Source organism: Piscinibacter sp. PDB5-1 (genome assembly GCF_056676035.1).
Genome location: NZ_JBWVZL010000003.1, coordinates 235,345 through 261,346, shown reverse-complemented (window position 1 = coordinate 261,346; position 26,002 = coordinate 235,345). Strand labels below are relative to the sequence as shown.

The following is a 26,002-nucleotide window of genomic DNA, read 5'->3' as shown; positions in this document are numbered from 1 at the left end:
CTCATGGCAACCAAACTGCGCATCCCGGTTTACTCGGACCTGCCCCCGAAGAAGAAGCAGTGGGTCAACATGATCGGCGGGGGCCTGCTGGCCCTGACCGTGGTGATGATCGTCAGCGGCTTCATCGGCGATCCCAAGGGCGGTGGCGCTGGCTCTCCCCGCCGCGATGAACCGCCGCGACCGAAACCGCTGTCCTCGGTCCCGGGCCAGCAGCTCGATGCCAAGGACGTGTGGGTGGGCGGCGCCGCCAAGGACGTGGTGGGCATCCGCGAGGACGTCAAAGCGGCCGAAGCGAAGGCACGCGAGCGCGACGAGCGCCAGGACCGCGAGGTGGCTGACCTCAAGGCAAAGCTCGAAGCGCTGACCGCCGAGCGGGGCGCGCTTGAACGCGCCACCAAGGCCGCTGAGCGCGCTGAGCCTGCCGCGCGCTTCCCGACGGCCGCCGGCAGCCCGCCGCCCATGCCGCTGCCCCCGGTGGCCGGGCAGCCGACCGCCGCCAACACGCCAGCTCCGCTGGGCCAACAGCCTCGCACGGGCCGTCTGCCTCAGCCCGGTGGCCCGACGGATTACCCGCCCGGTCAACCCAACGGTGCAGCCGGCACGCCGGCGCCGCTGGCGGTCGCGCCGCGCGCGCCAGGGCCGGGCTTGATCCGGGTGGCCAACAAGGCCGCCGCTTCTGCGGAAGCACCGAGCGCCAAGCCCGCTGCCACTGGTCAGGCCGCCCCACGACACGTGGACAACTTCCTGCCGGTTTCCTACACCCGCGCCGTCTTGCTCGGCGGGGTGGCCGCGCCCACCGGCGGTCAGGCCCAGAGCAACCCGGTGCCCGTGCTGCTTCGTCTGCTCGACAAGGCCGTGCTGCCGAACCACTACCGCGCCGACATCAAGGACTGCCTGGTCGTGGCTGAAGCGCACGGCGACCACTCCTCGGAACGCGCCTACGTGCGCACGACGCTGTTGAGCTGCGTGATGAACGACGGCTCGGTGATCGAGGTGCCCATCAAGGGCGGTGTGTTCGGCGAAGACGGCATGAACGGCATTGCCGGCACGCTGGTGCAGAAGCAGGGCCAGATCCTGGCCAATGCCCTGATGGCCGGCATCGCCTCGGGCATTGGCTCCGGGCTCGCGCAATCCGCCCAGAGCATTGCCACGAGCCCGCTCGGCTCGGTCACCACCCCTTCCACGGACACCACGGCGATCCTCAAGCAGGGCGTCGGCACCGGCGTGGGCAAGGCGCTCGACCGCCTGTCGCAGTACTACATCTCGCTCGCCGAGAAGACCTTCCCGGTGATCGAAGTGCAGCCCGGCCGCAAGGTGGACGTGCTGATCCAGATGGGTGTTCCCTTCGACGCCTCGCCGGCCACGGCCAGCAAGACATCGACCGGCGCACCCAAGGCGGGCGGTGCGGGTGGGGCAGGGGACTTCGGGCTCCCGAACCCGCGCCAGCTGCTGCGCACGGCCCTCGAAAACGACGACGAGTGAGGCCTGCGATGAATCCGAACACCCAGACGGACCAGCCACTTTTCATCAACACCGATGCCGGCCGCAATGTGGTCACGATTGGCAGCACGCGTTCCGGCATGTCGATGCTCTTGCGCTACGTGAACGTGCGCAAGCTGACGCTCGGCCTCGGCTCGGGCGCGCTGACCCTCGGGCTCCTCGTCGGGGGCGCTGCGCGGGCCGACGCGAGCAGCGACATGGAGCAGCGCCTGCGTGGCATGTACCCCGCGCAGCGCTTCGACAGCGTGCGTCCTGCCGCCTTGCCTGGCTTCTACGAAGTGCAGATGGGCAAGAGCATGGCCTACGTCGATCCCACCGGGCGGTACTTCCTGTTCGGAGGGCTCTTCGACATGCAAACGCGCCGCGACCTCACCGCCGAGCGCCGCGCCGAGCTGGAGAAGATCGACCCGCGCTCGCTTCCCGCGAACCTCGCGATCACCTTCGGCAGCGGCGCCCGGCGCGTCAACGTCTTCTCCGACCCGAACTGCGGCTACTGCAAGCAGCTCGAGCGCACGCTGGTCGAGCTGACGGATGTCACCGTGCACGTCTACCCGGTGCCCATCCTCGGCGAGCCCTCGCGCGACCTGGTGGCTCGCATCTGGTGCTCGCCGGACCGGGCGCAGGCCTGGCGTGCCTGGATGACGCAAGGCCGTCGCCCGACCGCGTCGGCCGACTGCGGAGCGCCGCTCGATGCGCTCCAGGCCTTGGCTGAAAAGTCCGGCGTTCAAGGCACCCCCACGCTCGTGAGCGCCGACGGCCGCAAGGCGCCTGGCGCTTTGAGCCTCGTCGAGCTCCAGGCGTGGATCGGCCCGGCGCTTGTGTCGTCGCTCACGCGCTCGGGCAAGACCGCTGCGAGCGCCAGTCGCTGAGCCCCGCTTCAGCCGCCCGTACCGCCGTTTCTTCGCGACCCCTCATCTCTGGAATTCAAGTCATGAAGCTCCACCGACTCGCACTGCTGGGCGCGTGCGCCGCGCTCACCGCCTGTTCCAACCTCTCGGGGCTTGGCGGCACCGACAAGTTCACCTGTACCGCGCCCTCGGGGATTCCCTGCCGCTCAATTTCGGCGGTCGATCATGCGGTGCGGACAGGACAGCTCGACGCCGCGTCGCGAGAAGCGACCGGCCAGGTGGGCGCCGAGGCCGGCCCGGCCCGCAGTGCCTTCGGCGACGGTAGCGAAGGTACGAGCGTTCCCGGTCCCTCGGTGCGCCCGATGTCTCAGCCCACGCGGCCGCGCTTCGTGCCAGCTTCCGGTGCCGGCACCGAGGCGCTGGACGAATCGCTGGGCGCGATCCGCTCGGAGCCCACCGTCATCCGCATCTGGATCGCCCCGTACGAGGACGCCGACGGCGACCTCAACGAGGCGTCGCGCGTGTACCTGCAGATCGACGCCGGCCGCTGGCTCATCGACCACAACCGCGCGCGCATCCGACGCGAGTTCGCGCCCGCCGCCGCCCGCCCCGCGCGTGTCACGCAGGGGATCGCTGCTCCGACCGTGGCGGTGAGCCGCGACGCACCCCGTGAGGAGAAGTGATGCTGGCCGACATCTTCCGGGAGATTGCTTCCTCGCTCAAATCGGCCTTCGTGCCGCCGCGCACGGAGCACCAGATCGCCGACCAGGTTGACCTCGGCGATCTGGGCGCCCGCATGGCGAACTGGCTGCCGTACCGCAGCTACCGGCCGCACGACGAGGTGTTCGTCAACAAGGACTCGCTCGGCTTCGTGCTCGAAGCCTCGCCGCAGACGGGCGCCGACTCGTCGATCGTCGATCGTCTCAAGGGCATCTACACGCGGCTGCCGGCCGATGCCACGCTGCAGATCTCGCTCTTTGCTTCGCCCAATGTCGGGCCGAAGCTGCGTGAGTACGCCGAGCTGCGGCGGATCGACGTGGACTCCGCGCAGCGCTCGGCCGAGTGGGGCGGGCGTCCGGCGCGCAACAACAACGTCTTCCGGCAAATGGCGCGTCGCCGCTATGCGCACCTGCAGCGCGGCTCCAAGCGCCCCCTGATCGAAGGCACCGGCTTCCTGGTGCGCGACTACCGGCTCTTCATCTCGGTCACCGTGCCCGGTTCGATCGAGGACCTCGGGGCGGTGGACCACCTCATCGACGTGCGAGAAGGGTGCAAATCGACGCTGGACGCCGCCAAGTTCCCGAACCGCAGCATGACCGCCTCCGACCTCATCAGCGTCGTGGGCGAACTGCTCAATCCGGCCAAGCTGCGCGGCGGCTCCAAGCTCGAAGTCGAGTACGACCCGATGCTGCCGGTGGCCGACCAGTGTGTGGACCGCGACACCACCGGCGACTGGACGGACCCGACAAGGGTGCTGCTTGAGCGCGCCGGCGGCACCGACGACGAGAAGGTCGAGTTGCGCATGCTCAGCGTCCAGCGCGCGCCCAAACAGTTCGCGCTGTGGGGCATGGGCGGGCTGATCGGCGACCTGTACCAGGACACCCTGCAGGTGCCGTGTCCGTTCCTGATCACGATGGGCGTGCTGGTGCCCGACCAGAAGGCCATGACCTCCAAGGCGACGGTCGAGAAGGCTGCCGCCGAGCGCGACGCCACCGGCGACTTCGCCAAGTTCTCGCCGGCCATGGGCGAGAAGTCGCAGGAGTGGTCGCATGCCCTGAAGGCGCTCGCAGATGGCGGCAAGCTGGTGTGGAACTACCACCAGATCGTGCTCTTCGCGCGCAGCGGCGAAGGCCGGCGCTGCGAGGGCGCCATGCGCGATGTCTGGCGGGCCCGAGGCTTCGAGCTCGTGTCGGACACCTACATCCACCGCACCGCGCTGCTGCAGGCGCTGCCGATGTCGCTTAGCAAGCCTTTTGCGGCCGACCTGACCAAGTTCAAGCGCATGACCCTGCGCACGAGCGGCAACACCATCCACCTCGCGCCCCTCATCGCCGAGGCCAAGGGGACCGGCACGCCGACCATGGTCGGCATCGGCCGCCGGGGCCAGGTCACCTCGCTCGACTTCTACGACAACCGCGACGGCGGCAAGAACGTCTCCATCGTCGGCGACACCGGCAGCGGGAAGTCCACGCTGTTGCAGGAGATCGCCGCTTCCTACGCCTCCAAGAACGCGCTGGTGCGGGCGTTCGAGGCCGGCCGCAGCTTCGAGAAGATCACCAAGCGCGTGGGCGGCCAGTTCGTGGTGTTCGACAACACGGTCTACCTGAACGTCAACCCGTTCTCGATGGTCTCCGAGCCGCGCGAGGTGATGACCGAGGACGGGCCGGTGCTCTGCGGCGGCATCGACGACGACATCGCGATGCTCCAGCCGCTGCTGGCCAAGATGGCCTCGCCCCAGCAGCAGCTCGACCCGGCTGTCTACGCGACGCTCGCCACGGTCATCAAGGAGGAGTACACCAAGTACGGCCACGACACGACCGTCACGCACATCTGGGCCCGCTACCAGAAGGGCCGGCTGACCGAAGACCGCGCGGTTGACCAGCGCCTGCTCGACCTGGCCGACATGCTGGCCCCGTTCGCCAAGAACGGCGCCTACGCCAACTACTTCGAGGGGCGCTCGAACCTCGATTTCAGCAACTCGTTCCTCGTCTTTGAGCTGCAGGAGCTCTCGTCCAATCCGCACCTCAAGGGTGTGGTGCAGATGATCCTGATGTACCGCATCACCCAGGAGATGCTGGAGGAGCGCGAGCGCCAGAAGCTCTTCATCCTCGACGAGGCCAAGGAAACGTTGGTCGGCAATGGCGACGACGACGAAGCCATGGCCAAGTTCCTGGAAGCCCTGTACCTGCGGGTGCGCAAGTACAACGGCTGCGCCATCACCGCCAGCCAGGACGTGGCGCACTGGATGGCTTCGCGCTACGGCAAGTCGATCTGGAACCAGTCGGCCTTCATCCTGATGGGCCGCCAGTCGGACAACTCCATCGAGGCGATCCGCCAGGGCGAGGCCATCCGCATGGACGAGAACCTGCGCCGGCTCCTCGCCTCGCTCGGCGGCGGCGGCGGGCACTTCAAGGAGTGGTACGTGCACAGCCCCATCTTCAAGGGCGTTGTGCGCTCGGTGCTGAACCCGAGCACCTTGCTGCTGTTCTCGAACCGCGCCGAAGACAACGTGCCGCTCGACCGCTACCAGGCGCAAGGGCTCGACATCACACAGGCGATCGACCGCGTGTTGGCCGACCGGGGCATCGAGGAGGCCACATGAGCAGCGTCACCACGTTCACCCATGCGCTGCGCACGGGCCTGCGCTCCTGGCAGTGCGACCTCCAACACAGCCTGGCCGAGCTGCTGGGACAGCACCGGACCCTCCTGGGGTGTGTGGCAGGGCTGTGGAGCTTGCCACCCCTGCTGCTGATTGCAGTCCAGCCAGAACGCGCCGGCTCGCTCCTGGCGATGGCGGTCGCCGCGTGCATGGCTTCCTGGTTCGCGCTGGCCGTCGTTCTGGCTGCGGTCTCCCGACAGGCGCGGGCTGGCGGCGCCGAGCGCTGGACGGTCTACGTCAACGGCCGCGCCGAAGCGGCGCTGTCCACCGCGGAGCTGGTCGCGATGCAGCGCGAGGTGGCGCTCGACTTCCGGACGCACCTTTCGCTCTGGCTCGCCCTGTGGAAGTTCGTGGCCCGCGCCTGCATGGCGTTCCTGCGCTTGCTGGTCGCAGCCTGCGTGCTGGGTGTTCTTGCGGGCCTGCTGTTCCAGCCGGAGGCCGTGGCGATGCTGTTGCAGATGGTTCAGGCCGCGCCGGGGAACGCCGCGGCGATCGGCGCTCTCCAGCAGCTGGTCCAGGCGGGTTTGACGAGTGTGTTCCTGGTCTACGTGATGGTCCGCGCCGTCGCTTGGGTGTTCACGAATGACACGCACGGCTCGCCCGTCGAGTCCGTGTGGATGGCGTCCATCGCGCGCCAGGTGGGCGCGCGCACCAACGCGCACGTCGAGCTGGTCTCGGGCGACTCCTGGCTGGGGAGGCGTCTGGCATGAGCACCTGGCATTCGACCTTCATGCAGGCGGTCGTGGCCGTCGTCGTGGTCGCCTCGGGCCTGGCCGTCTACGACCGCACGGTGCGCGCACCGGCAACGCCGCGCCTCGCGGTGGTGGACGTGAACGCGCTCTACGCCGCGGCGACACGCAGCGCCACGCAAGGTGCGCTCGACCTGGTCGACAAGGCCAAGTCCTCCACCATCAAGCCGGAAGCGGCGGACGAAGCGCTCGGTCGCATCGAGAAAAGCGCGACCGAGTTCGGCCCGCGTCTGGGCAAGGCCTTGGACGGCCTGGCCGACGAGTGCCGCTGCACGGTCGTGGCCATGGCGGCGGTCTACGGCACCCAGAGCGGCATCCCGAACTACACCCAGTTGATGGCTGAACGCCTCGGTGTGGAGCTCGCCCAATGAGCAGCACCTCCATTGAGCTGCACGAACCAGCAGCCCAACCTGGCTGGTGGGCTCGCCTCGGACGGCGCGTCGGCGGGCGTGTGCGCGCGAAGTGGCCGCAACTGCGCCGCACGCTGCCGCGCGATCTCGCCATCCTCTTGCTGCTCTTCCTGATCACGCGCCAGGTCGGCGTGGCCTGGGTGATGACCGACAGCATCCACAAGAGCCTGGCCATCATCCTCAAGGGCTCGGTGCCCCGGCAAGGCGAACTCGCCGCGTTCGCCTACGCCGGCGACGTGGTGCCCAACTACTACGCCGAGGTGCCGTCCACCAAATGGGCGCAGAAGCTGGGCATGAACGTGCGCCTGGACGGCCCAGCCAAGGGCGACGGCTTCATCAAGTACCTCTGGGGCGTGCCCGGCGACCGCATCGAGGTGGTCGGCCGCAAGGTCTACCTGATCAACCGCAAGGGGCGCTTCTTCATGGGCGACGCCAAGGCCCAGTCGCGTCACGGTGCGCCGCTCACGCCCATCAAGTCGCAGACCATTCCCGAGGGCTTCGTCTACATGTGGTCGCCCCACATCGACGCGCTGGACTCGCGGTATTCGGTGGTCGGCCTGGTGCCGCGCCAAAACATCTTCGGCAAAGGGGTGGCGCTTTGGTGAGAGTCCCACTCGCAACCGTCGGCGTCGCTGCCGCCCTCGCCGTGGCTTCGGCCGCTGCCGTCGAGCTCGGCCGCGCCGGGCCCACGTACCCGATCGCCGAGCCGAGCATGCTCGACGACATCCAGGCCATCCTCAAGGAAAAGCAGGCCTCTGGCGAGCTCGCCCGCCTGCAGGCCGGCATGGTCGATCGTGCCAAGAAGATGATCGAGACGCCGACCCCGGTGGCCGGCCTCGCGCGTGCTGGCGTCCGCCGGCAGTTTCATCACGACCCGTCGATCCGTGTCGATGAGGCCCTGGTCGACCAGAACGGCCGCATCGTCGTGCCGGCCGGCACCGTGGTCAACCCGCTCGACTACGCGACCTTCAACCAGGTCTACGTCTTCTTCGACCAACGCGACGAGGCGCAGGTGAAGCACGTCGCGCAGCTGCTCAAGACAGAGATCCGCCAGGTCAAGCTGGTGCTCACCGGCGGCAACCCGATCAAGCTCATGGAGGCCTGGGACCGGCGGGTGTTTTTCGACCAACAGGGACTGCTCACCAAGCGCTTCGGCATCAAGGCCGTGCCGGCGATCGTGCGCCGCGACGGCGCGCTGCTGAGCATCGAGGAGGTGCCGCCGCTATGACGCTTCGCTCCTGCATTCGCTTCGTGGCTGGCATCGCCACCGCCTTGCTACTGGTCCAGGGCGCCTCGGCCCAGGTCGGTCGCGCCACCTGCACGGGCCGCTTCATCAACTGGGCCAGCGACGTGTGCTGGGACTGCATGTTCCCGATCGCGATCGGCCGCATCGCCACGACGATGGGGCAGGAGGACAACGACAGCAACCAGGCGAGTCCGTTGTGCATCTGCCCGAAGGCATCCGCTCCCTGGTTCCGCATCGGCCTGGCATTGGGCTACTGGGAGCCGGCTTTCACGACCGAGTTCGTGCGCACCCCGTTCTGCTTCCCGACGCTCGGCGGCTTCTTCATGTCCGGCTCGCAGCGCGCGGTCTGGGGCGCGCGTGACGGGCGAGGCGAGCACGACCAGGTCGCTCGCACCTCGATCTACCAGGCCCACAACTACGAGACGCCGCTGCTCTCGCTGTTGGGTCTCATCACCACTCAGTACTGCGTCCAGGACAGCGGCTACGACCTCGCGTACATGACCGAGTACGACCCGACGTGGGATGACGACGAGTCGGCGCTGCTGCTGGCGCCGGAGTCCGTGCTTTTCGCCAATCTGCTGACGATCGCGGCGTGCACGGCCGACTGCGTGGCTGCCAGCACGGGTTTCGGCATCCGCGAGATGTTCTGGTGCGGAGGCTGCAACGGCCACATGTACCCGATGAATGGCAAGGTCCAGGTGCACCAGGGCGGCGTCCAGGCCACGGCGCTGCTCACGCAGCGCTTCATGGCCAAGATGCACCGACAGTTCATCGCCTGGCAGACCTGGGGGCAGATGGCCGTGTGCTTCCCGCACTTCGCGCCCCTGATGGACAAGCAGGGCTACAAGACCCAGATCGTCTACCCCCGTGCGATGACCTCGGGCACCGATGGCACGGGGCCACGCCGCTGCTGCCAGCCCTTCGGCCGCACCACGCAGATCTACGGGACGGCTCGCGAGTTTCCCATCCGTGGCGAGGACTTCGCCTTCATGGTCTGGCGCAAGAGGAACTGCTGTGCGAGCGATTAAGGCGCTATCCCCAATTTGCCTTCGGGCGGCATGGACCGCTTCGATGGTGCTTGCCGCAGGCCTGTGCGCAGCGCAGGGCCGATTGAGCGCGTCAGAGCGCGACGCCGCACGCGCCAAAGAGAGCGAGGTACGCAGCCAGCTCCGCATGCCCACGGACCAGGAACTTCGCCAGGCCGCCGGCGGCATCCGGCTGCCCGCCGCCGCGACCGCGCCACAAGGCGTCGACGTGCGCGCCCTGGCCGAGAAGTACCAGCAGATCAAGCCCGGCGCGCAGGCGGTCGGGCAGGGCGCTCAAGCGCCGCTCGAGGGCCTGGTCGTCTTCGTGTCGCTCGGCATGCCCCGCGAGAGCCTGCGGCGCCTGATTGCCGACTCGCAGCGCTATGGCGCGACCCTGCTGCTGCGAGGCCTCAAGAACCGCTCGCTGACGGACACCGCCCAGGCCATCCACGAGCTGCAGGCCGATCTGGGCGAGAAGGGCGCCGCCTGGCGCATCGACCCACGGCTTTTCGAGCGCTTCAAGGTCCAGGCCGTCCCCGCCTACGTGCTGCTCGGCGCCGGATCGCAGGTGCCGGGCGGCTGCCAGGCCGACGACTGCATTGGCGATCTCAAGTTCGCCCGCATCGACGGCGACGTGTCCATCGACCACGCCTTGCGCAGCATCGCCTCCGGCGTTCCGGCGATGCGTGCACAGGTGGACGGCTTGCTGGATGGAGCGCGGCGATGAAGCGCTCGTTCCGATTCATCGTGGCCGTTGGCCTGGTGCTCTGCGCCTCGCTGGGAGGCGCGCAGCAACAGCAGTCCCAGCAACAGCAAACGCACGAGGCCGGCCAGGCGCTCGGCCGGCGCCTGGCTACCTCCGAAAACCAGCGCCTGCGCAGCGGCGAAACCGCCGCTACCCACACGCCCCGCTACAACGATGCGAGCGCCGAGCGCCAGCTCTACAACGGTGGCGGTGCCGGCTTGAACGATGCCCGGGCGGCACAGGAGGCGCGCTGCCGCCAGAACCCGCAGGACGCTTCCTGCGCGGGGGTGCGCTCGGCCACCGCCCAACGCACCTTGCCGGTCGTGGCACCCAGCAACCGCGCCCTCGTCGGCGAAGCCGCCGTGCGCAACCCGACCGCGGTGGTGGGTGACATCTCAAGCGCCTATGGGGCCTGCACGACGAGTACCCCACAGATCATCACGCCGGCGCAGTTCGAGACTCGCGCCTGCACGATGAGCACGGACGGATGGCGCACCGAGTCTTGCACCAAGACCTTGGATGTCGTTCCGCAAACGCGTCAGCGCTGCATGCCGGGCACCCCCCAGGGCCGCGCCACGGCCTCTCCTGCTGCACTGGGGGCCACGCTCACGGTCGAGAACATCTGCGACCCCTCGAACACAGACCAGCTTCGATTCCGGCTGTCCCTCAGCGTCCCGTGGATGGGCACCACCAGTGCAACCGAGGTGGTTCTGCCAGCGGACCGTCCGGTGCATGTCGCCGGCTCGGATCCCCCGCTCGTGTGGCCGCTGCGTGTATTCGAGTGGGAGGGCGCAGTCCTCCAGCTCAACGTCTATGCCACCGGCCCGGCGTGCTCTGCGGGGGACACCTGCAGCGTGACCTTCTACGCATCCAGCGGTTGGGACTGCTCGTGGTGCTCCCCCAACGAGACTTCGCCACCGCCATTCGTGATCGGGGCCCGGGCCTGCCCTCTTCCAAGCGACGTCCTGGGCCACCGGCTGATGATCGGCCGCAACTGCACCGACGTTTACAACTGTCAGTTCCAGCAGGGCACAGTGGACGAGTGCCTGCGACCGCACCTTGACTACTCGGGCGGGCCGATCATTGCCTACCCGGCAGCGGGCTACTCGGGCGACTGGTTCTTCTATACGAGCCTCGGTGCCAGCCAGCGCGTTTCGGGCGTGATGACTGGGCCCGTGGGTGCCGGCGCCAGCCTGGACGTTCTGACCTCCAGTTTTCCCCGGCCGGGACCGCCTGTCGTGGCATCGGAGACCTGGAACAACGGCTGCGAATCGTTCGAGCGCATGACGCCCAACATGCCGCCGGACGGTGTGGCATCGCCAGCGAGCCCGTTGGTGCCCGTTCTCTCCGAGCCCGGCGCAAGCCGGTGTGTCAAGACAGGGAGTGTGTGTGCCGACGGCCCGTCCACGCGCGTGATTGACGGCATCCCGGTCACCCGCGCCTGCTGGCGCTGGGTGAACACCTTCCAGTGCGCCACGGCGTCGGCCGACTCCACCTGCGGCGGCATGCAGGGGGCAGGGTGCGCACTCTCGGAAGAGTCGAACTGCACGCGGTTCGACGACCAGGGGCGCTGCCTCACCCTGGCCGCCACCTTCCAGTGCCAGACCGCCGAGCCCGTCTTCGGGCCGGTGACGAACTGCGCCGGGACGAACTTCTGCGCGGACGGTTCGTGCTGGGACACCACGTCTCAGCCCAACACCAGCATGGCGCTGGCCGTGAGCCAGCTGCAGGCACGGCTCGACGCCGGCGCCGACTTCGACCCCGAGAACATGCGGATCTTCACAGGGCGCTACGGCCAGTGCACGCACCGAGAGTTCGGCGCACGCGATTGCTGCAATGGCAGCCGCGACCTGGCGGAATGCCCCGAAGAAGACCAGGACCTTGTGCGCAGGCGTGACTCGGGCCTGTGCCACTACGTGGGCGACTACTGCTCCAGTCGGAACATCCTCGGATGCCGCACGCGGGTCTACGCCTACTGCTGCTTCAGCGGTGTGCTCGCCCGCGCCGTGCAACAGGGTGGCCACCCGCAGATCGGCAAGAGCTGGGGCGCCCCGCAAGGCCCCGATTGCAGCGGCTTCACGGTTGACCAGTTCACCAACCTCAACTGGGAGCTGATCGATCTGAGCGACTGGTACAGCCGCATCAACCCGGTGCCGCCCGACATGGGTGCCGTGCGTTCGCAGACCGGCGCACAGGGCAGCACCAGCTGCTACTACGGAGGCGGCCAATGCGGCAACTGATCTCCCGAACCCTTCTGGGACTGGCCCTCATCGTGGGCGCAGCGAGCGCCTGGGCACAGCCATCGCCTGTCTCGGCGGGGACGGCCGCCGACGCGCCCGACAAGCCGTTCTGGCGTGCCGCCCGCAAGGGCTGGTTCTGGTACGAGGATCCCGCCCCCGAGCAGCAAGCCAAACCACCGGTGCCGGCAGCGCCGCCGGCGCCAACCGGCATGGACAAGGACGTGGCCGACTTCAATGCGTTCAAGAAGCGCTTTGAAGACGCCATGCACGCGGCCGTCCAAAACCCAACGCCGGAAAACAGCGCCCGGTTCCTCGAGCTGCTGGCCGAGTCCCGCCGCAAGGCGCGCACCTTCAGCGACACCGTGCGCGTGGCCAAGGCCGAGAAGCCTTGGTTGAGCGCGAATGCAGACGGCGTGCGACCCACGACGCCGCAGTCGGCCGCCACCCACGACAAGCTCACGCGCGCGCAGCGGGTCAGCGCACTGCGGGCCCTGGGCACGACGCATGGGCTGTACTTCTTCTTCCGATCCGATTGCCCGTACTGCCACAACTTCGCCCCGCTCTTGAAGCAGTTCGAGATGGAGTACGGCATCACCGTCTTCGCCGTCAGTGTCGATGGCGGGCCGATCCCTCATTTCCCGAACGCGGTGCGTGACAACGGCCAGTTCCTGCAGATCCTGCTCGACGCCCAGATCCCCCAGGACAAGGTCCAGGTGCCGTTCACGGCCCTGGTCTCACCCCGCACGCGCGAGGTGATGCCGCTCGGCTTCGGCGTCATGACCGCCGACCAAGTCGCAGAAAACATCGAGCTGGCCATGCTGGTCAAGCGCCAGCGTGAGCAGGGCGGGTTCACCCCGCCAGGCCTGCATGCCCAGCAATGACGACATCCACTTTGAAGCACTGAGGCTGCCCATGAACCGCAAGCTCAAGTCACTCTTCGTGCGCGGCGTGATCGCGCTCACCTGCGGCGCCACGGCGCTGCCAGTGGCCTTCGCCAACATCAACCAGGAGATGAGCCGCTTCTTCAGCGAATCGTCGATGGCGACGGCGACGCGGCCTGGTGCGTACAAGGCGCAAGGCCTGAACGTTTACGCCGGCGGCGAACTGCAGGTGCGCAACCCGGTTCGAACCTATCAGCTGCTGAGCTGGAGCTTGCCCAGCATCAGCGCGGGCTGTGGCGGCATCGACGCCTACCTCGGTTCGTTCAGCCACATCAACGGGCCCGCTTTCCGCCAGATGCTGGAGCAGATCGGCGACGCCACGGTCGGCCTGCTCTTCAAGGCGGCGCTGGCCGCTATCAACCCGCTGATCGAGTCCAAGCTCGCCGAGCTGCAGGCGATCATCGGCAAGGAGGGCATCTTCAGCCGCAACAGCTGCCAGGCGGCGCAGGCGCTTGTGGGTGGGCTTTCGGGGATGACCGGCGTCAACGTGCAGAGCTCCTGCCAGATGATGGCGCGGCAGATCTACGACGACGACGACGCTGGGGCGGCACGTCGCTGTAGAACCGCAGCACCTGTCGTCAACCAGGATGCCCGCAACTCAGGCAACCGCGACCTGCAGGCGCTGGCCAAGCGCGACGTGAACCTGATGTGGGAGGCGCTGCGCAACACCTCCTACACCCGTGCCGAGAAGGAGATGTTCATGAACATCGCCGGCACGATCATCCTCTTCAACTCCCCGGAAAACGCCGACCCGCGTACGCCGCTGTACATCGATCCGTCGATCGAGTCGCTGAACATCTTCATGGAGGGGCATCAGCCCTCGACCGCGAGCCCCTGGAACGTCGTCATCCGCAACTGGTGGCGCTGCCAGTCCGACGAGTGCATGGCGCCGACCCAGGAAGAGATGGAGATCTTGCCCTTCAAGCGCCGCATCGAGGAGCAGCTCCAGAACATCGCGACCAAGCTGCGCAACCGCGAGCGGCTGGACGCGGCCGACCTCTCGCTCATCAACCGCACGTCGATTCCCGTCCACCGAATGCTCAACGTCGGCTACCAGGCGGGCCTGGGCACGGCCGAGGACATCCAGGGTCTCTACATCGAGAAATTCGCCGACGTGATCGCCCTCAACTACGCCCACGGCTTCCTCTCCAACGCGCTGCGCAACGCCAAGGTCTACCTCGCGGCGGCCGAGACCCTGGGGCCGGCCGAGTTCGAGAAGACCAAGGAAATCCGCGCCAACATCGACCGCATGCTGGACTCGCTGGACCAGGAGCAACGCACGCTCTTGCAGCGCAAGACCGATGTCGAGCGGATCGTGAGCACCATGGAGCGCTACGAGCGAGGCTTGCGCCAATCGCTGGCGGGCCCGCAGCGCACGATGCTCGACTTCGGCGCTCTGATGTCCGGCAAGGCCGGTCGCGGCTGAGCGTAGGACGTTTGGGACGCACAGGAGAACTCCATGCCCATCACCGTCTACGCGCACGGCAACACCGACGCCTTGCACGGCGTCTTCAACGGCATCGCCATGGTCATGGGCGGCACCGACTACGCCGACATGGTCAAGATCGCCGTGATCATCGGCTTCATGTCCGTGGGCGTGATGGCCATGGCGCCCAACGGCATGGCCCGAAGTTGGAACTGGTTCATCTCCGTCGCAGTGCTCAACGGGATACTGTTCGTGCCACGAACAGATGTCGTCATCGTCGACCGGCTCAACATCCAGCCCACCGTGGTCGTGGGCGGGGTGCCGTGGACCATCGGCCTCATCGGCGGCATCAAGAGCCAGATCGGGGTCACGATCACGCAGGCCTTCGACACGGCGTTCCAGACCATTCCGTCGTCCACGCTGGCGTTGCCGTCCGAGCTCTCGTACATGGACACGGGCGTGGTTTTCGGCTCGCGCCTGGTCAAGGCCTCGCGCGAGGCGAGCATCAACAACCCCAAGGGCAGCGCCGATGTCGTGAACTACATGCGCAGCTGCGTCTTCCCTGACCTTCAGTACAACAACCTGGCCGATCGCTTCCAGAAGTCCACCGACTTGCGCACGGTCATCGGCAACTCCAACCCGGCGCTCATCGTCGCCGTCCACGTCGGCAGTGACATCGCGACCGCCAACCTCCAGACGATGTCGTGCGAAGACGCCTACCCGATCGTGGAACGACGGATGGACGAGTGGGGCGACCAAAGCATTCGGTCGCTCGCCGCCAAGAGCTTCCCAGGCCGCGCCATCGGCGACGCGATCACCCAGACCGAGTCGTCCCTGACCTCCTACATGGGTCGCGCGCGACTCATGAGTGCTGCATCGACTGCGCGCGACGCGATGATCCAGAACATGCTGATCAACGCGGTCGCGGACGCCTCGGCGCTGCACGCGGCGTCGATCGACGACCCGGCCATGGTGATGCTCGGTGCCGCGCGTGCCCAGGCCGTCTCGCAGATGAACGCGAGCTACATCGTCCAGGGGCGGATCGCCGAGGAAGCCTTGCCGCTGCTGCGCAATGTGGTCGAGGCGATCATCTATGCGCTCTTCCCGATCGTGTGCCTCATCCTGATTGCCAGCGAAGGACAGGAGCTCAAGAAAGCGATCAAGGGCTATTTCATGGCCATGATCTGGGTGGAGATGTGGGCGCCGTGCTTCACGATCGTGAACTTCCTGCGGACCATCGCCGGCGCTGCCAACCTGGGCGCCGCCGGAACGATGTCCGGCGCGCAAGGGCTTTCGCTGGAAACGGCCGCGGCCGTGTTCGGGACCGCTGTCTCCGACCTGTCGGTGGCCTCGTGGATGGTGACATTCGTGCCGGTCATCGCCGGCGCGGCCGTCTTCGGCATGAACCAGCTGGTCTCGGCCATGGGCGGCGGCAAGCCTGGCTCGTCGGAGGCCAGCTCAGCCACCGCGCAGACCAGCAAGGGCAACATCGCCCTCGGCAACCTGAGCATGGGTCAGATGGCCGTGTCAGACCATGTGAGCGATCCGATGGTGCGGACGGTGGCGGGGATCGGGGGTACCCGGGCAATGAACATGCTGACGGGGCAACAGATATCAACCTTTGCCCAGTCGAGCAACCTCGTGGAGTTCTCCGACTCGGCCGGTTGGAGCAAGCAGATGGGCGAGCAGCGCTCAGAAGCGCTGCGGCGCGGTCGCACGGATTCGCTGGCTTGGACGCAGAGCGTGGACGCGGCCTTCAGCCAGCTCCAATCGCTCACTCGCTCGGGCTCGAAGGCAGTAGATCGATCCACCGCTCAGGAAGTCGGTCGCGTTGCAAGCGATGAGGCGTCGAAGCAGGATGTGTGGAACGAGGCAGAGCAAATCGCGAGGCGCTTTGGCATCCAGGACGTTTCCGCAGTTGCTGCGACGCTTAGCGCAGGCATCGATGGCAAGGCCGCTGGGAAAGGCAAGGGTGGCGCAGTTGGAGCCCTCGCTTCAATGATCGGCATCCAGGGAAGTTCTTCAGAGACTGAGCAACTCGGCTTGGCGGTGGAAAGGGCTACCACGAACCTCCAAAATCGCCAGACCGCCCGAAAGCAAGCGGTTGTTGATAATTTCCGCCGATCCGAGGGCTTCTCGACCCTGCAGCGTACGGACCGACAAGCGGCCGAAGGTATGGACGCGAGCCTGCGCGAGGCGCACGGCTTCCGGAACAGCGCCGCCGAGTCGCTGGACCACGCGCGCACGCTTGAGCTCAACGAGCGCAAGATTGCGGGCTTCGCCCAGCAGGGTGTCGCGAAGTGGGCGAATGAGATCGCCGCGTTCATGCGGGCCCATGGCGAGGACCCGCTGGCCGGTGTCGGCAGCACCGCGCGTCAGAAGGAGCTACTGCGTCAGTTCATCCTGCAGGGCGACCTGGCCGGACCAGGTGGAAGCTGGATGCCGGATCTGGGGCAGGGACCGAACGTTCCGCAAGAGCGTCTTGGCTTCAGTGCTTCTAGCCTTCGTGAGGACTTCGCCGGAATCCCCGTGAAGGACAACGAAGATGCCGTCAGAAGCACCCACACCGCCAACGCTGGGCGAGTCAGACAGGCTCAAGCAGCAGCTGGCGTTTCGCCTCGTCAGCAAGTGGCCGGCAAGCCGATCGAGGCCGAGGTCAAGAAGCAGCAAGGCGCCATTGCTACCGATACAAGCGCGGCTGAAGGAACGCTCAAAGACGGCTATCAGACGGGCGCCGATGCGCTGGCGACGCGTGGGTCCAAGGTGTCGCCAAAGCATGGGCTCGGAACCGGAGGAAATCCGGCTTACGAGGAGGCGCAGACTTACCGCAATGGTCCAGTGCGAATGACTGTGACCGTGATCGACGCGCCGGGTGGTTCGGCTCCCGCGCCGGCTCCTGCGCCCCGGCCCATGACGGAGGCCGAGCGGCAGGCTGCAATCAACTCAATCCCAAGGTGAGTTGGTGAGTTGCATCTCGTCAACGCGGCTCCAGGGCTCAGGTAGTCCACGACGCTCAGCTTCTTCGTTGGTCAGCGCGAAAGGTCGCTGTGCTTCCTCAGACGTGATTCCTGGCCACAGAGGAGTCGAGGCGGCGTTGAGATTGCCCAGCACGCTATTCGACTCGACATGCGCTGGCCCGAAACCATCTCGTACCGCCGACGACACCAGATCGCCCAGCAACTGGAACTGCATCGACACCCAACCGCTGACCTGTTGAAGCAAACCGTTCTGAATCATTTTTTCCTCCGCTTTTCCCCGAAATCCTACTCCTAACGCCATGAAAACGCTTTTGAGCTTCGCGCGCAGCTGCGGCCGCTGGATCCACGGCCGCTGGAAAGCCTGGCGCCAACGCGGTGCGCTGCAGGTGGATCTACTGCCCGCCGGCGCCCTCGACCAGTCGGTGGTGCTGCGTGCGGCACTCGCTGACCTCCTGCGGGACCGCCAGTCCGAGCGCCGCACGAGCATGGGCAGGGCAGCGCTTTACGCCGGCATGGTCGTGCTGCCCATCGTCTTCTGGGCCGGGCCCTCCGTGCGCCAGGCGGTCGTCGACTGGTTCTGGGAGCCCCAGGAGGTCGTGGCCGTCGTCAAGCTGACCGGCACCATGGCCGAGGGGACCAAGGCCTCGGCCCAGCGCCTGGTGCCGGCGCTGCGCAAGGCTTTCGCCTCTCAGAACGTGCAGGCCATCGTCCTGGAGATCGACAGCGGCGGGGGCTCGCCGCTCGAGGCCGAGCGCATCTACTCGGTGATCGAGGCCGAGCGCAAGCGAAACCCGAAGCCTGTTGTCGCTGTGATCAACAACGTCGGCGCCTCGGCGGCCTACATGGTCGCCATGCACTGTGACCAGATCTACGCCGGCAAGTACAGCCTGGTCGGCTCGATCGGCGCCGTGATCGACGCCTGGAATTTCAACCGCGCTCTCGGCCGTTTCGACGTCGCCCACACCGTCTACGCCTCGGGCGAACTCAAAGCCATGCTCAACCCCTGGGTGCCAAGCACCGGCGCCGCCGATCGCAAGGCGCAGGAGCTGGTGCAGGACATCGCCCGCGAGTTCGTCGGCGACCTGGTGGAGCGCCGTGGCGTCAAGCTGGCCAAGGGCGTCGATTTCGCGACCGGGGAGGTCTGGGGCGGGGCGCAAGCGAAGGCCCTCGGCCTGGTCGACGAGGTGGGCACGTTGGATGAGGTCCTGCGCGCCCGCTGGCCCAACGCCAAGGTCAAGACCGTCGGCTCGCCGGCGGCCGGCGGCATGCCCTTCGGCGAGGCGGTGAACGATTGGGTGCGCTCGCTCGTCGCCGAAGCCGTCGAGCCGCGCGTCGTCGTGCGCTGAGCCCCATCCACCAGGAGATCCCACGTGAAACTGAATCTCACCCCCATTCGCCAGCACCTGGCGGCCGTGGCGCTCTTGGCCGTCACCACGCTGGCCACGGCCCAGGACGACCGAACCCAGCTGATCCAGCGCATCGCCGTCGCCCAGGGGCTCTCGGAGATGATGGACCTGCAGCTCGCCGCCCAGGTCAACGAAACCCGCGGCCTGGTGCAGCGCCTCATCGACCAGGAGGTCGCCCAGGGCAGGGGATTGAACGCCCGGCAACAGCAGATCCTCGAGCGCTTCCTGTCCCGGGTGGACACGATGTTCTCGGGGAAGGCGATCGCAACGGAGTGGACCCGGCACTACGGGCGTGAACTCAGCCAGCAGGACCTGCAGGCGATCCTCGCGTACTACGAGTCGCCGGTAGGCCGCAAGGACGTGGCAGCGACCAAGGGCGCCATGGCCACCTTCTCGCAGTGGATCGCCCGAGAAACGACGACCCGCACGGCCAAGGCCGTTCGGCAGCTCACGGCCGAGCTGCAAGCGGCGCGTTCCTGACTGGCGCGCTGCCGGTATCCGCCATGGATTGCACCCACACGGCTTCGCACGACTTCGCCGATTCCCGCCTGAGCTGGATCGTCGAGGCCTTGAGCGTGGTCGCGCTGGCCCGCATCCAGGCGACTATCGAGGGAAAGGCGTTCGACGACGATCCCGACGCCCCGGAGGTTTCGGGGGCGATCGGCTTCGTCTACGCCGTGGCCCAGCTCGATGCGCGGTCGGGGCGGGCGCCGGCACGCTGGCCGTTCGGGCACGAACCCGCCCTGCATACGCACTACCTCGCCGCCTACGACAACCAAGTCGAGGTGCTGCTCTACGAGGTCGACCAAGTGGCCACGCCCAACGGGCACATGGTCTATTGCCCGCGGGGCTGCAACTCGCAGTGGACCACTGCGCGACACGAAACCTGCGGCGCGTGCGGTCAGGCCATGGCGGAGGGATTTGACCAGGCCTTCCACGAGAGCCTGGTGCGTGGCGGGCAACTCGTCTGAGCGCCCTGATGCCGGCAACCTTGCATTGCATCGAGGGTTCGAATTTCAACCACAGGAGAGGACGTATGAACCAAGAACGCTGGATCAAGGTGATGGTGGGCTTCGCGGCCGTGGGCGCGCTCTACGGGTGCGGTGGGGGTGGGGATTCGCCCGAACCGGCTGCTGCACCCGGCCCGGTGGCCGGGGCCCCGGTGACCCCGCCCGTTGCCCCGCCCCCCTCCGGCTCGCCGGCGCCCGCGCCAGGTACCCCCGCGCCGGCGCCCGCGCCGTCAACGCCTACTGCAAGCTGTCGCGCCAGCACGCTGAACGACGCTTGGATGAACAACCGGCTCGGCTGCTTCTCGGTCGGACAAACCGTCATCGTGAGCACGACGGTCATCAATGCGACCGGGCCCGCCGCGGACTACGCGTTCCTGGTCCGGCAGCGCATCCTGGACTCCAGCATCAACAACGTGCTCGGTGGCGACATCGGCCGGCACTTCTCGCGCTACGTCTGCGTGCGCAATCTGCCGGCGTCGGCGGCCAGCGGCGCGATCGCAGACCAACTGGCGCGCGACCTGCACGTCGCTGCCGGGCTGCGCACGCCGTCGCTCACACCCAGCGGCTACACCTCTTCACTCGAGGTTCGAGGCCTGAATTCCGTCGCTCAAGAGGCCTGTGATCCGACCAAGCATCCCGTGATCCTGGATTTCGGCACGCGCGCGGTCGAGAGCATCAACGTGGCCGCCTTGGCCACGCTGTCTGTGTACGACGCGCTGTGAAGAGCGAGCTGGCACGAGCGGTCACCGCGCTGCCGACCTGGCGGGTCGTGGCTTTGATGATGGCCAGCGTGGCCGGGGCTTTCTGCTGCGGCTACTTGATCCTGGCCGTCCTGCTCGGATGGCCGGGCGTTGCCTGGGGGATCGCCCTCTTCGCCGTCAGTGGCCTTCTCACCTCGCTGCTCAAGCCGAGTCGCGCCACGTCCGTCTAGGAGGAAGCATGCAGATCGCCCATTGCATCGGCTGCGGCTGCCACGACTACGCCGCTTGCCACGACGAAGTTGCCGGCGGCCCCTGCAGCTGGCTGGCGGTTGACTATGCGGCCCGGCTGGGCGTGTGCTCGGTGTGTCCGGAAGACCCGGTGCGCTGGAAGGCCGGCGACCGCGAGCCGGCCGTCCCCATCCAACCGGGCGACCATTGAGCGGGACTTGCAGCCACATGATGAATCTGCGTCGGTTTCACCAGGTGATGAGTGCCCTCGGCCATGTGCCGCTCGGGTTCCACAAGAACGCCCGAAGGGCCTTCACCGAGTTCATGCGCAAACGCCACTGCGTTAAAGGGCGCCACCTGCGTGATGGCAACTACTGCGCCTTCGAGTGCGGGACGCTGCTCAACGCCGCAGGCTGGCGGCGCTGGGCGGTCGAACTGAAAACGGGGGAGGTGCTGACCGTCGCGGCGATCGGCGCTACACACGCAGTGAACTTGGTGATCGACCAGGTGCTCGAGGACTCGGGGCGCGGACTGACGCCGGCCGACGCGGTGCGTGCAACGAGCGGCCAGATCGCAACCCCGGAAGAGGTTGAACACTCACAAAACTTGGCCAGGCGATGGACGGATAGGATGGCCAAGCAATCGCGCGGTCGGGCGGCATCGGGCTAGTCGCCTGGCCGACCGCGCCGAGTCAGTCTGATGCGGCGCTGAATGGAGCCGAGCGTCGCGCGGCCGCTGGTTCGACTTCTTCCGATGGCGCAATGGATGGCCTGGAGCGACTGTGTATACGTGCGTTTACACTGCGCGGTGCCGTTGATACAATCGTGTCAACGCACAGGAGATCGACCATGAGCACAACCGTCAGTCAAGTCAGCGCCTGGGGCAATGGTCTTGCGCTGCGCCTCACGAAGCCGATGGCCAAGACCGCAGGTGTCACGGAAGGGTCGCCGGTTCGCGTCACCGTCAAGCCCGGCCGCATCGTGATCGAAATCGAAACGGAGCCGACGTTGGATCAGATGCTTGCCGCCTTCGATCCTAAAAAGCACGGTGGCGAAGTGATGGGGGGGCGCGCGGTCGGCAAGGAGGCGTTTGCCAATGGCGACGCGTAAGTCTGCCCTGTGGGTGCCCGAGCGAGCCGAAATCATCTTCATTCAATACAACCCGTCCGTGGGTGAAGAGATGCCCGACGACCACCCGATGCTGGTGGTTTCGACCAAGGTCTTCGCGGAGCGCACGGGCATCGTCATGGGTTTTCCGATGACGCATTCCGAGCGTCATTCAGACAACCCTTTTGCGATTGCGGCGCCGGGCGCCAAGGGGGAGCCAGGCTACCTGCTGACTCACCAGCCGAAGTCGTTCGACTGGCGCGAACGCAATGCGCGGCCCCATCCCTGGGGTGCGGGCCACACCAAACTGCTCGCGTCAGCACTCAAGAGGTTTGACGCTGTTTTTGGTATCTGCGGCCATTGAGTTTGGCCGATGCAAGGGCAGGGTGAGATGAACGTCAACGAGATTCGGCCGTTTACGACTTACATGGGCCACGGTGGTTTGCAGCGGCGGGTGAAGTCGATCTCGATGGACGTCGCCGGTGGCCTCGGCGTGAGTTGGAAAGCGGTGAAGCCGCCTCGTGGCGCCAATGTGCCGACCGGGGGGAATTGCCCCATCGAAGACTTTGCAGACTGGGCGCTGACAGTCATCGACACCTTGTCGGACGACCTCAAGCACTACCTTCCCCGATAGCCTGGAGCACGCCGAAGCCAAATCCTTCGGAGCTCGGCGGTTGCGCGCTCGGAAGCCCTGGGGATCCGAGCGTGCTCGCCGAGCGGTTCGGTCACTTGATCATCGCGTCGTGCTTGTCGAGCCACGGCGTGCCGGCGATCTCCGGTTGCGCCTCGAGCAGGGCGATGTCGGCCCCGGTCGAGAGCTTGATCTGGCGCACCACGTCGAGCAGCGTCTTCTCGGTCCATTCCTCTGGTGTACCCACCATGGAGTTGGCCATGTCACGGCTGACCTGGAACAGACCGCCTTCCTGCTTAGTGAACACGGCGTACTGATCCAGGTGGTAGCCGCCCTTGTACTGCCACAAGCAGAGGGTGATCGTCAGCTGGTTGCTGCCTGTCACACGGCGCTCGGCTCTCGCCGTCCAGACCGCGCCATCGCACGTGGCCATCTTGAAGCCGATCGAGCCTGCGCCGCCGCCACCGAACAGAGCGCCGAGCTGAGTGCCCCGCAGCGGGTTCACGAGCTGGAAGCGGCCAGGCTTGTCGGGCGTCTCAGCCGACGACGGAATCGGCGTCGCTTCCTGCGCGTTGTTCACATTGCGGCCGAGCCCATTGCTCGCGGCCGTCGCGACCGCCTGACGCGGCACCTGCGTCTTGATGTTGTAGATGCGGTAGTACTCGACGGTCTTGGTCTTGGCGCTCAGATAGTTGTTCGTCGAGCCGCAGCCCGCAAGGGCAAGCGCGGCCGCGGCCAGGACGATGGCGGACTTCTTCATCGGTGGTTCTCTCCTGAATGACCCGTACTGGGTTCGTAGTGGTGGCAAAAGCGGTGGGCGCGCGCCGGCGCCCGATGGGAAAGCGTCAGGCCGATCCAGCGGCGTCGAACTTCATGATCTGGGCGACCGCGACACGCAGGAACTCATCCTCGGAGAGGGGTTCGGTGCCTGGTACGCCGATTCGGGCGGGAAGCAGTCCTGGCTTGACGCCCAGGATGGAGTCAGCGCTGGGAAGGGCGCCGATGGCGCCGTAGGTAGCCTCGGCGAAGCCAGGCTGGGTGTGGTCGTACGTGCTCTTCACGAACACGACGGCCGCGACGCGGGGCGGGGTGCGCCGCCGGTCAAGGATCGTGACGGCGTAGAGGTTGGGCAGCGCCTCCACCAGGCCGGGCTGGTGGGTGTGCGTGTAGTGGGTGATGTTGCCCTGTCCATCCGGGACGGCATGAAACACCACCACGGAGACTCCTCCCTGGTCAACCATCGTCTGGCCTCCTTTTGACCGTTCGCTTGCGCGGGCCGTGATCGGCCACTTGTCGCGGGCGCTATTTTGCCGTGCCGGCGACGGCCGCTCGCGTATCACGTCGGCTCCAGGCATCTGGGCGAAAAAAGCCGGGCACCTCCGTAGAAACTGAAGATTTATACGGCCACCTCGGTCCTATAACTGACGGGCTGCACATCGCAGCGGTCAACAGGAGAGGCAAATGTTGTTGAAGGGAGTGCGGCCAACTGCCGCTTTTTCTCAAGGTGAGCGATTCAGCAAGGGGGCGCGATGAGCTACGGCAAAGAATGGGCTTTGGCTCTGGAGCGCACCAGGAGCTTTGGGCTGGAGGTGCCGGCGTACGAACAGGTGCCGGCCGGTACACGACTGCTGACGGCGGAGCGTGCGCAAGAGTTTCCCTACGTCGTGCGAGACGGGCTGGGAGATCTCGACTTCCCGGATGTCGTGGCCCAGTGCCTGTCGATTCATTACCGGCTCGTGCCGGTGCTGGAAGACTGGCTCGGCTGTCGCGTGCTGTACACGATGGGCTGGATCGACACCGGCACCGAGAGGGGCCTGTTCAAGTTCGACGACGCGTTCATCGCGCACAAGCTTGAGAGTGGCCACAGGGGTGGAACCGTCAACATGCACGCGTGGCTGACGTTGCCGTCGATGGAAATCATCGACGTAGCGCTGGCCACCAGCATGGCCGTCATCCAAGGGTCGAAGCAAGGCCACGGAGCGGTGCTGGCCAAGCACCCTGATGAAATCAAAGGGCTCGCCTACAAGCCGATGCTCGTCGGCCCAGGCTTTCTGAGTCGCTCGGGCCTGTTTGTGGAGTTCGGGATCTTCTAGCCGCGCTGCCGCTGTTCAGCACGGCTGCTTTGGGCGCCGACTGAGCCATGCCAACACATAGACTGTGCGCCATGGCACTTCCTGACAACCTGAATACCATCACGGCCGCCGACATCCAAGCGCTGGTCGACACACGCGCCCAGGAAGGCGCGCACCTTGACTTCAAGCGCGACATTCCGGGGCGCGATGACGCGTCTCGAGGCGCTTTGGTGGGCGACGCGTCTGCCTTCGCGAACGCGTCAGGTGGCGACCTCGTCTACGGGATCGAGGAGGACGGCGAGGGAGGAGCCGCGCGCATTGCGCCATTGTCCGGAAACCCTGATGAAGAGGCTCGACGTATCGCAGATGTTTTGTTGCATGGGGTCGAGCCGCGCATGCCTGGAGTGCAGGCTCGTCCGGTGCAGGTGCCGGGCGGATTCGTTCTGGTGGTTCGTATTCCCCAGAGTTGGGCTGGCCCGCACCGCGCGAAGACGAATCAGCACTTCTACCTGCGAGAAGGCCTGCGCAGCCGAAAGCTGGATGTCCCTGAGATCCGCGGCCTGTTCCTTCGGTCTGAGGGGCAAGTTCAGCGAATCCGGGATTTCCGGACCAGTCGACTCGGCTTGCTCCTCAGTGGCGGGCAGCCGGCTCGACTTCACGACGGCGCCCTTGTCGTTGTCCACCTCATACCCACCGAAGCTGCCCTCGGCACGTTGCTGATCAATCCGGTGCCCTACGCCGACCACCGGCATCTCCCTGCTCTCGGTACGACAGTTCCCGGGGCGCGGATCAACTTGGACGGAGCCCTCGGTGTGCGCAACACAGACAACTCGGGGCGGACGCATGGCTACTCACAGATCTTTCGCAACGGCTTTTTTGAGACGGTTCAAGTCCTGACACCGTTTCCAGGACCGCAACCGGTGCTGCCATCCATCGCGTACGAACAAGAAATGATCCGTCTTGTAGACCGTTTCCGCGAGGAGCTGACAGTTCTTGGCGTGAACACGGCGATGACTTGTATGTGGTCGTTACTTCGCGCCAGTGAAGTCGCCCTGGGTCTGGACCGCCGCGTTTCAATGTTCCTAGACGAAGGTAGGGGTCGCTTCGACCGTGAGACGCTGGCGCTACCAGACGTTCTGCTGCCTGCTGATGTTCCGGCCGCAATAGCGCTGCGTCCTGTGTTTGATCTGGTCTGGCAATCCGCTGGGCTGCAGCGGTCGTTCAACTACAACGACGCTGGCGAATGGGTTGGGCGCTAGAGGCCGCGATACAGCAAATTCGTGAGGATCGAAGCCCCGCTGTATGCGTCACGTCCGAAATGGCCCGACTTGCCGGAGCCCGTGGTTCGGCATGCGAAAGTG

29 protein-coding genes are annotated in these 26,002 nt (G+C 66.6%); 26 read left to right on the top strand and 3 right to left on the bottom strand.

Annotated features, from left to right (window positions below):
• The first annotated feature begins 3 nt into the window (after positions 1-3).
• The 14 genes from AC1KAT_RS14110 (at position 4) to AC1KAT_RS14045 (ending at position 17,467) form a co-directional block, all read left to right on the top strand.
• Positions 4-1,482 (top strand): TraB/TrbI/VirB10 family type IV secretion system protein, encoded by a 1,479-nt coding sequence (locus tag AC1KAT_RS14110; RefSeq protein WP_480326996.1) that lies wholly within the window; start codon positions 4-6, stop codon positions 1,480-1,482.
• Between the two features lie 8 nt (positions 1,483-1,490).
• Positions 1,491-2,369: a DsbC family protein gene (locus tag AC1KAT_RS14105; protein ID WP_480326994.1), complete on the top strand. Its 879-nt coding sequence runs from the start codon at positions 1,491-1,493 to the stop codon at positions 2,367-2,369.
• Positions 2,370-2,431: 62 nt separating this feature from the next.
• Positions 2,432-3,031 (top strand): type IV conjugative transfer system lipoprotein TraV, encoded by a 600-nt coding sequence (gene traV / locus AC1KAT_RS14100; protein WP_480326992.1) that lies wholly within the window; start codon positions 2,432-2,434, stop codon positions 3,029-3,031.
• Complete coding sequence (gene traC / locus AC1KAT_RS14095; RefSeq protein ID WP_480326990.1) at positions 3,031-5,670, top strand: type IV secretion system protein TraC; 2,640 nt, start codon at positions 3,031-3,033, stop codon at positions 5,668-5,670. Before traV ends, traC begins: the two co-directional genes overlap by 1 nt.
• Complete coding sequence (locus AC1KAT_RS14090) at positions 5,667-6,437, top strand: hypothetical protein (RefSeq protein WP_480326988.1); 771 nt, start codon at positions 5,667-5,669, stop codon at positions 6,435-6,437. The genes traC and AC1KAT_RS14090 overlap by 4 nt, the downstream gene beginning before the upstream one ends.
• Positions 6,434-6,847 (top strand): hypothetical protein, encoded by a 414-nt coding sequence (locus AC1KAT_RS14085; RefSeq protein ID WP_480326986.1) that lies wholly within the window; start codon positions 6,434-6,436, stop codon positions 6,845-6,847. The genes AC1KAT_RS14090 and AC1KAT_RS14085 overlap by 4 nt, the downstream gene beginning before the upstream one ends.
• Positions 6,844-7,491: a S26 family signal peptidase gene (locus tag AC1KAT_RS14080; protein ID WP_480326984.1), complete on the top strand. Its 648-nt coding sequence runs from the start codon at positions 6,844-6,846 to the stop codon at positions 7,489-7,491. The genes AC1KAT_RS14085 and AC1KAT_RS14080 overlap by 4 nt, the downstream gene beginning before the upstream one ends.
• Positions 7,395-8,114, top strand: coding sequence for a type-F conjugative transfer system protein TraW (gene traW, locus AC1KAT_RS14075; protein WP_480326981.1), 720 nt, complete (start codon positions 7,395-7,397; stop codon positions 8,112-8,114). Before AC1KAT_RS14080 ends, traW begins: the two co-directional genes overlap by 97 nt.
• The gene (locus AC1KAT_RS14070; protein ID WP_480326979.1) at positions 8,111-9,160 is read left to right on the top strand and encodes a TraU family protein; all 1,050 of its coding nucleotides are present in this window, start codon (positions 8,111-8,113) and stop codon (positions 9,158-9,160) included. The genes traW and AC1KAT_RS14070 overlap by 4 nt, the downstream gene beginning before the upstream one ends.
• Before the next feature lie 43 nt (positions 9,161-9,203).
• Positions 9,204-9,884 (top strand): type-F conjugative transfer system pilin assembly protein TrbC, encoded by a 681-nt coding sequence (trbC, locus tag AC1KAT_RS14065; protein WP_480326977.1) that lies wholly within the window; start codon positions 9,204-9,206, stop codon positions 9,882-9,884.
• On the top strand, positions 9,881-12,142 hold the full coding sequence (gene traN, locus AC1KAT_RS14060) for a conjugal transfer protein TraN (RefSeq protein ID WP_480326975.1): 2,262 nt from the start codon (positions 9,881-9,883) through the stop codon (positions 12,140-12,142). The genes trbC and traN overlap by 4 nt, the downstream gene beginning before the upstream one ends.
• Positions 12,130-13,023: a conjugal transfer protein TraF gene (locus AC1KAT_RS14055; protein ID WP_480326973.1), complete on the top strand. Its 894-nt coding sequence runs from the start codon at positions 12,130-12,132 to the stop codon at positions 13,021-13,023. Before traN ends, AC1KAT_RS14055 begins: the two co-directional genes overlap by 13 nt.
• Before the next feature lie 31 nt (positions 13,024-13,054).
• On the top strand, positions 13,055-14,509 hold the full coding sequence (locus AC1KAT_RS14050; protein WP_480326971.1) for a conjugal transfer protein TraH: 1,455 nt from the start codon (positions 13,055-13,057) through the stop codon (positions 14,507-14,509).
• A gap of 33 nt (positions 14,510-14,542) precedes the next feature.
• On the top strand, positions 14,543-17,467 hold the full coding sequence (locus AC1KAT_RS14045) for a conjugal transfer protein TraG N-terminal domain-containing protein (RefSeq protein ID WP_480326969.1): 2,925 nt from the start codon (positions 14,543-14,545) through the stop codon (positions 17,465-17,467).
• On the opposite strand, the gene AC1KAT_RS14040 is transcribed toward AC1KAT_RS14045, so the two are convergent.
• Positions 17,453-17,746 carry a hypothetical protein gene (locus AC1KAT_RS14040; RefSeq protein ID WP_480326967.1) on the bottom strand — a complete coding sequence of 98 codons (294 nt, stop codon included), beginning with the start codon at positions 17,744-17,746 and terminating at the stop codon, positions 17,453-17,455. The two genes, AC1KAT_RS14045 and AC1KAT_RS14040, sit on opposite strands and share 15 nt — an antisense overlap.
• 52 nt (positions 17,747-17,798) lie before the next feature.
• On the opposite strand from AC1KAT_RS14040, the gene AC1KAT_RS14035 reads away from it, so the two are divergent.
• The 10 genes from AC1KAT_RS14035 (at position 17,799) to AC1KAT_RS13990 (ending at position 22,572) form a co-directional block, all read left to right on the top strand.
• Positions 17,799-18,833: a S49 family peptidase gene (locus AC1KAT_RS14035; RefSeq protein WP_480326965.1), complete on the top strand. Its 1,035-nt coding sequence runs from the start codon at positions 17,799-17,801 to the stop codon at positions 18,831-18,833.
• A 24-nt stretch (positions 18,834-18,857) separates the two neighbouring features.
• Positions 18,858-19,373 carry a DUF2059 domain-containing protein gene (locus AC1KAT_RS14030; protein WP_480326963.1) on the top strand — a complete coding sequence of 172 codons (516 nt, stop codon included), beginning with the start codon at positions 18,858-18,860 and terminating at the stop codon, positions 19,371-19,373.
• A 23-nt stretch (positions 19,374-19,396) separates the two neighbouring features.
• Complete coding sequence (locus AC1KAT_RS14025) at positions 19,397-19,864, top strand: hypothetical protein (RefSeq protein WP_480326961.1); 468 nt, start codon at positions 19,397-19,399, stop codon at positions 19,862-19,864.
• 317 nt (positions 19,865-20,181) lie between these two features.
• Positions 20,182-20,625: a hypothetical protein gene (locus tag AC1KAT_RS14020; RefSeq protein ID WP_480326959.1), complete on the top strand. Its 444-nt coding sequence runs from the start codon at positions 20,182-20,184 to the stop codon at positions 20,623-20,625.
• Positions 20,622-20,834, top strand: coding sequence for a hypothetical protein (locus AC1KAT_RS14015; RefSeq protein WP_480326957.1), 213 nt, complete (start codon positions 20,622-20,624; stop codon positions 20,832-20,834). Before AC1KAT_RS14020 ends, AC1KAT_RS14015 begins: the two co-directional genes overlap by 4 nt.
• An 8-nt stretch (positions 20,835-20,842) precedes the next feature.
• On the top strand, positions 20,843-21,043 hold the full coding sequence (locus AC1KAT_RS14010; RefSeq protein WP_480326955.1) for a hypothetical protein: 201 nt from the start codon (positions 20,843-20,845) through the stop codon (positions 21,041-21,043).
• Between the two features lie 17 nt (positions 21,044-21,060).
• Positions 21,061-21,501 carry a hypothetical protein gene (locus AC1KAT_RS14005; RefSeq protein ID WP_480326953.1) on the top strand — a complete coding sequence of 147 codons (441 nt, stop codon included), beginning with the start codon at positions 21,061-21,063 and terminating at the stop codon, positions 21,499-21,501.
• 179 nt (positions 21,502-21,680) lie between these two features.
• On the top strand, positions 21,681-21,941 hold the full coding sequence (locus AC1KAT_RS14000; RefSeq protein ID WP_480326951.1) for an AbrB/MazE/SpoVT family DNA-binding domain-containing protein: 261 nt from the start codon (positions 21,681-21,683) through the stop codon (positions 21,939-21,941).
• Positions 21,928-22,302 (top strand): type II toxin-antitoxin system PemK/MazF family toxin, encoded by a 375-nt coding sequence (locus AC1KAT_RS13995; protein ID WP_480326949.1) that lies wholly within the window; start codon positions 21,928-21,930, stop codon positions 22,300-22,302. The genes AC1KAT_RS14000 and AC1KAT_RS13995 overlap by 14 nt, the downstream gene beginning before the upstream one ends.
• A gap of 27 nt (positions 22,303-22,329) precedes the next feature.
• Positions 22,330-22,572 carry a hypothetical protein gene (locus AC1KAT_RS13990; RefSeq protein WP_480326947.1) on the top strand — a complete coding sequence of 81 codons (243 nt, stop codon included), beginning with the start codon at positions 22,330-22,332 and terminating at the stop codon, positions 22,570-22,572.
• Positions 22,573-22,663: 91 nt separating this feature from the next.
• Here the strand turns inward: AC1KAT_RS13990 and AC1KAT_RS13985 are convergent, their stop codons facing one another.
• Positions 22,664-23,329 carry a hypothetical protein gene (locus AC1KAT_RS13985; RefSeq protein ID WP_480326946.1) on the bottom strand — a complete coding sequence of 222 codons (666 nt, stop codon included), beginning with the start codon at positions 23,327-23,329 and terminating at the stop codon, positions 22,664-22,666.
• Positions 23,330-23,414: 85 nt separating this feature from the next.
• A complete protein-coding gene (locus tag AC1KAT_RS13980) occupies positions 23,415-23,810 on the bottom strand; it encodes a hypothetical protein (RefSeq protein ID WP_480326944.1) in 396 nt (131 codons plus the stop codon).
• A 288-nt stretch (positions 23,811-24,098) separates the two neighbouring features.
• On the opposite strand from AC1KAT_RS13980, the gene AC1KAT_RS13975 reads away from it, so the two are divergent.
• Together AC1KAT_RS13975 and AC1KAT_RS13970 are read left to right on the top strand one after the other, a co-directional pair.
• On the top strand, positions 24,099-24,662 hold the full coding sequence (locus AC1KAT_RS13975) for a hypothetical protein (RefSeq protein ID WP_480326942.1): 564 nt from the start codon (positions 24,099-24,101) through the stop codon (positions 24,660-24,662).
• A 71-nt stretch (positions 24,663-24,733) separates the two neighbouring features.
• Positions 24,734-25,900: an AlbA family DNA-binding domain-containing protein gene (locus AC1KAT_RS13970; protein ID WP_480326940.1), complete on the top strand. Its 1,167-nt coding sequence runs from the start codon at positions 24,734-24,736 to the stop codon at positions 25,898-25,900.
• Positions 25,901-26,002 lie beyond the last annotated feature (102 nt).

Excerpts from the sequence above, each read along its gene's own strand:
- AC1KAT_RS14110 (WP_480326996.1), top strand. The coding sequence starts at position 4 with ATGGCAACCAAACTGCGCATCCCGGTTTACTCGGACCTGCCCCCGAAG.
- AC1KAT_RS14105 (WP_480326994.1), top strand. The coding sequence starts at position 1,491 with ATGAATCCGAACACCCAGACGGACCAGCCACTTTTCATCAACACCGAT.
- traV (WP_480326992.1), top strand. The coding sequence starts at position 2,432 with ATGAAGCTCCACCGACTCGCACTGCTGGGCGCGTGCGCCGCGCTCACC.
- traC (WP_480326990.1), top strand. The coding sequence starts at position 3,031 with ATGCTGGCCGACATCTTCCGGGAGATTGCTTCCTCGCTCAAATCGGCC.
- AC1KAT_RS14090 (WP_480326988.1), top strand. The coding sequence starts at position 5,667 with ATGAGCAGCGTCACCACGTTCACCCATGCGCTGCGCACGGGCCTGCGC.
- AC1KAT_RS14085 (WP_480326986.1), top strand. The coding sequence starts at position 6,434 with ATGAGCACCTGGCATTCGACCTTCATGCAGGCGGTCGTGGCCGTCGTC.
- AC1KAT_RS14080 (WP_480326984.1), top strand. The coding sequence starts at position 6,844 with ATGAGCAGCACCTCCATTGAGCTGCACGAACCAGCAGCCCAACCTGGC.
- AC1KAT_RS14070 (WP_480326979.1), top strand. The coding sequence starts at position 8,111 with ATGACGCTTCGCTCCTGCATTCGCTTCGTGGCTGGCATCGCCACCGCC.
- trbC (WP_480326977.1), top strand. The coding sequence starts at position 9,204 with ATGGTGCTTGCCGCAGGCCTGTGCGCAGCGCAGGGCCGATTGAGCGCG.
- traN (WP_480326975.1), top strand. The coding sequence starts at position 9,881 with ATGAAGCGCTCGTTCCGATTCATCGTGGCCGTTGGCCTGGTGCTCTGC.
- AC1KAT_RS14055 (WP_480326973.1), top strand. The coding sequence starts at position 12,130 with ATGCGGCAACTGATCTCCCGAACCCTTCTGGGACTGGCCCTCATCGTG.
- AC1KAT_RS14050 (WP_480326971.1), top strand. The coding sequence starts at position 13,055 with ATGAACCGCAAGCTCAAGTCACTCTTCGTGCGCGGCGTGATCGCGCTC.
- AC1KAT_RS14045 (WP_480326969.1), top strand. The coding sequence starts at position 14,543 with ATGCCCATCACCGTCTACGCGCACGGCAACACCGACGCCTTGCACGGC.
- AC1KAT_RS14040 (WP_480326967.1), bottom strand. The coding sequence starts at position 17,746 with ATGATTCAGAACGGTTTGCTTCAACAGGTCAGCGGTTGGGTGTCGATG.
- AC1KAT_RS14025 (WP_480326961.1), top strand. The coding sequence starts at position 19,397 with ATGGATTGCACCCACACGGCTTCGCACGACTTCGCCGATTCCCGCCTG.
- AC1KAT_RS14020 (WP_480326959.1), top strand. The coding sequence starts at position 20,182 with ATGAACAACCGGCTCGGCTGCTTCTCGGTCGGACAAACCGTCATCGTG.
- AC1KAT_RS14010 (WP_480326955.1), top strand. The coding sequence starts at position 20,843 with ATGCAGATCGCCCATTGCATCGGCTGCGGCTGCCACGACTACGCCGCT.
- AC1KAT_RS14005 (WP_480326953.1), top strand. The coding sequence starts at position 21,061 with ATGATGAATCTGCGTCGGTTTCACCAGGTGATGAGTGCCCTCGGCCAT.
- AC1KAT_RS14000 (WP_480326951.1), top strand. The coding sequence starts at position 21,681 with ATGAGCACAACCGTCAGTCAAGTCAGCGCCTGGGGCAATGGTCTTGCG.
- AC1KAT_RS13995 (WP_480326949.1), top strand. The coding sequence starts at position 21,928 with ATGGCGACGCGTAAGTCTGCCCTGTGGGTGCCCGAGCGAGCCGAAATC.
- AC1KAT_RS13990 (WP_480326947.1), top strand. The coding sequence starts at position 22,330 with ATGAACGTCAACGAGATTCGGCCGTTTACGACTTACATGGGCCACGGT.
- AC1KAT_RS13985 (WP_480326946.1), bottom strand. The coding sequence starts at position 23,329 with ATGAAGAAGTCCGCCATCGTCCTGGCCGCGGCCGCGCTTGCCCTTGCG.
- AC1KAT_RS13980 (WP_480326944.1), bottom strand. The coding sequence starts at position 23,810 with ATGGTTGACCAGGGAGGAGTCTCCGTGGTGGTGTTTCATGCCGTCCCG.
- AC1KAT_RS13975 (WP_480326942.1), top strand. The coding sequence starts at position 24,099 with ATGAGCTACGGCAAAGAATGGGCTTTGGCTCTGGAGCGCACCAGGAGC.
- AC1KAT_RS13970 (WP_480326940.1), top strand. The coding sequence starts at position 24,734 with ATGGCACTTCCTGACAACCTGAATACCATCACGGCCGCCGACATCCAA.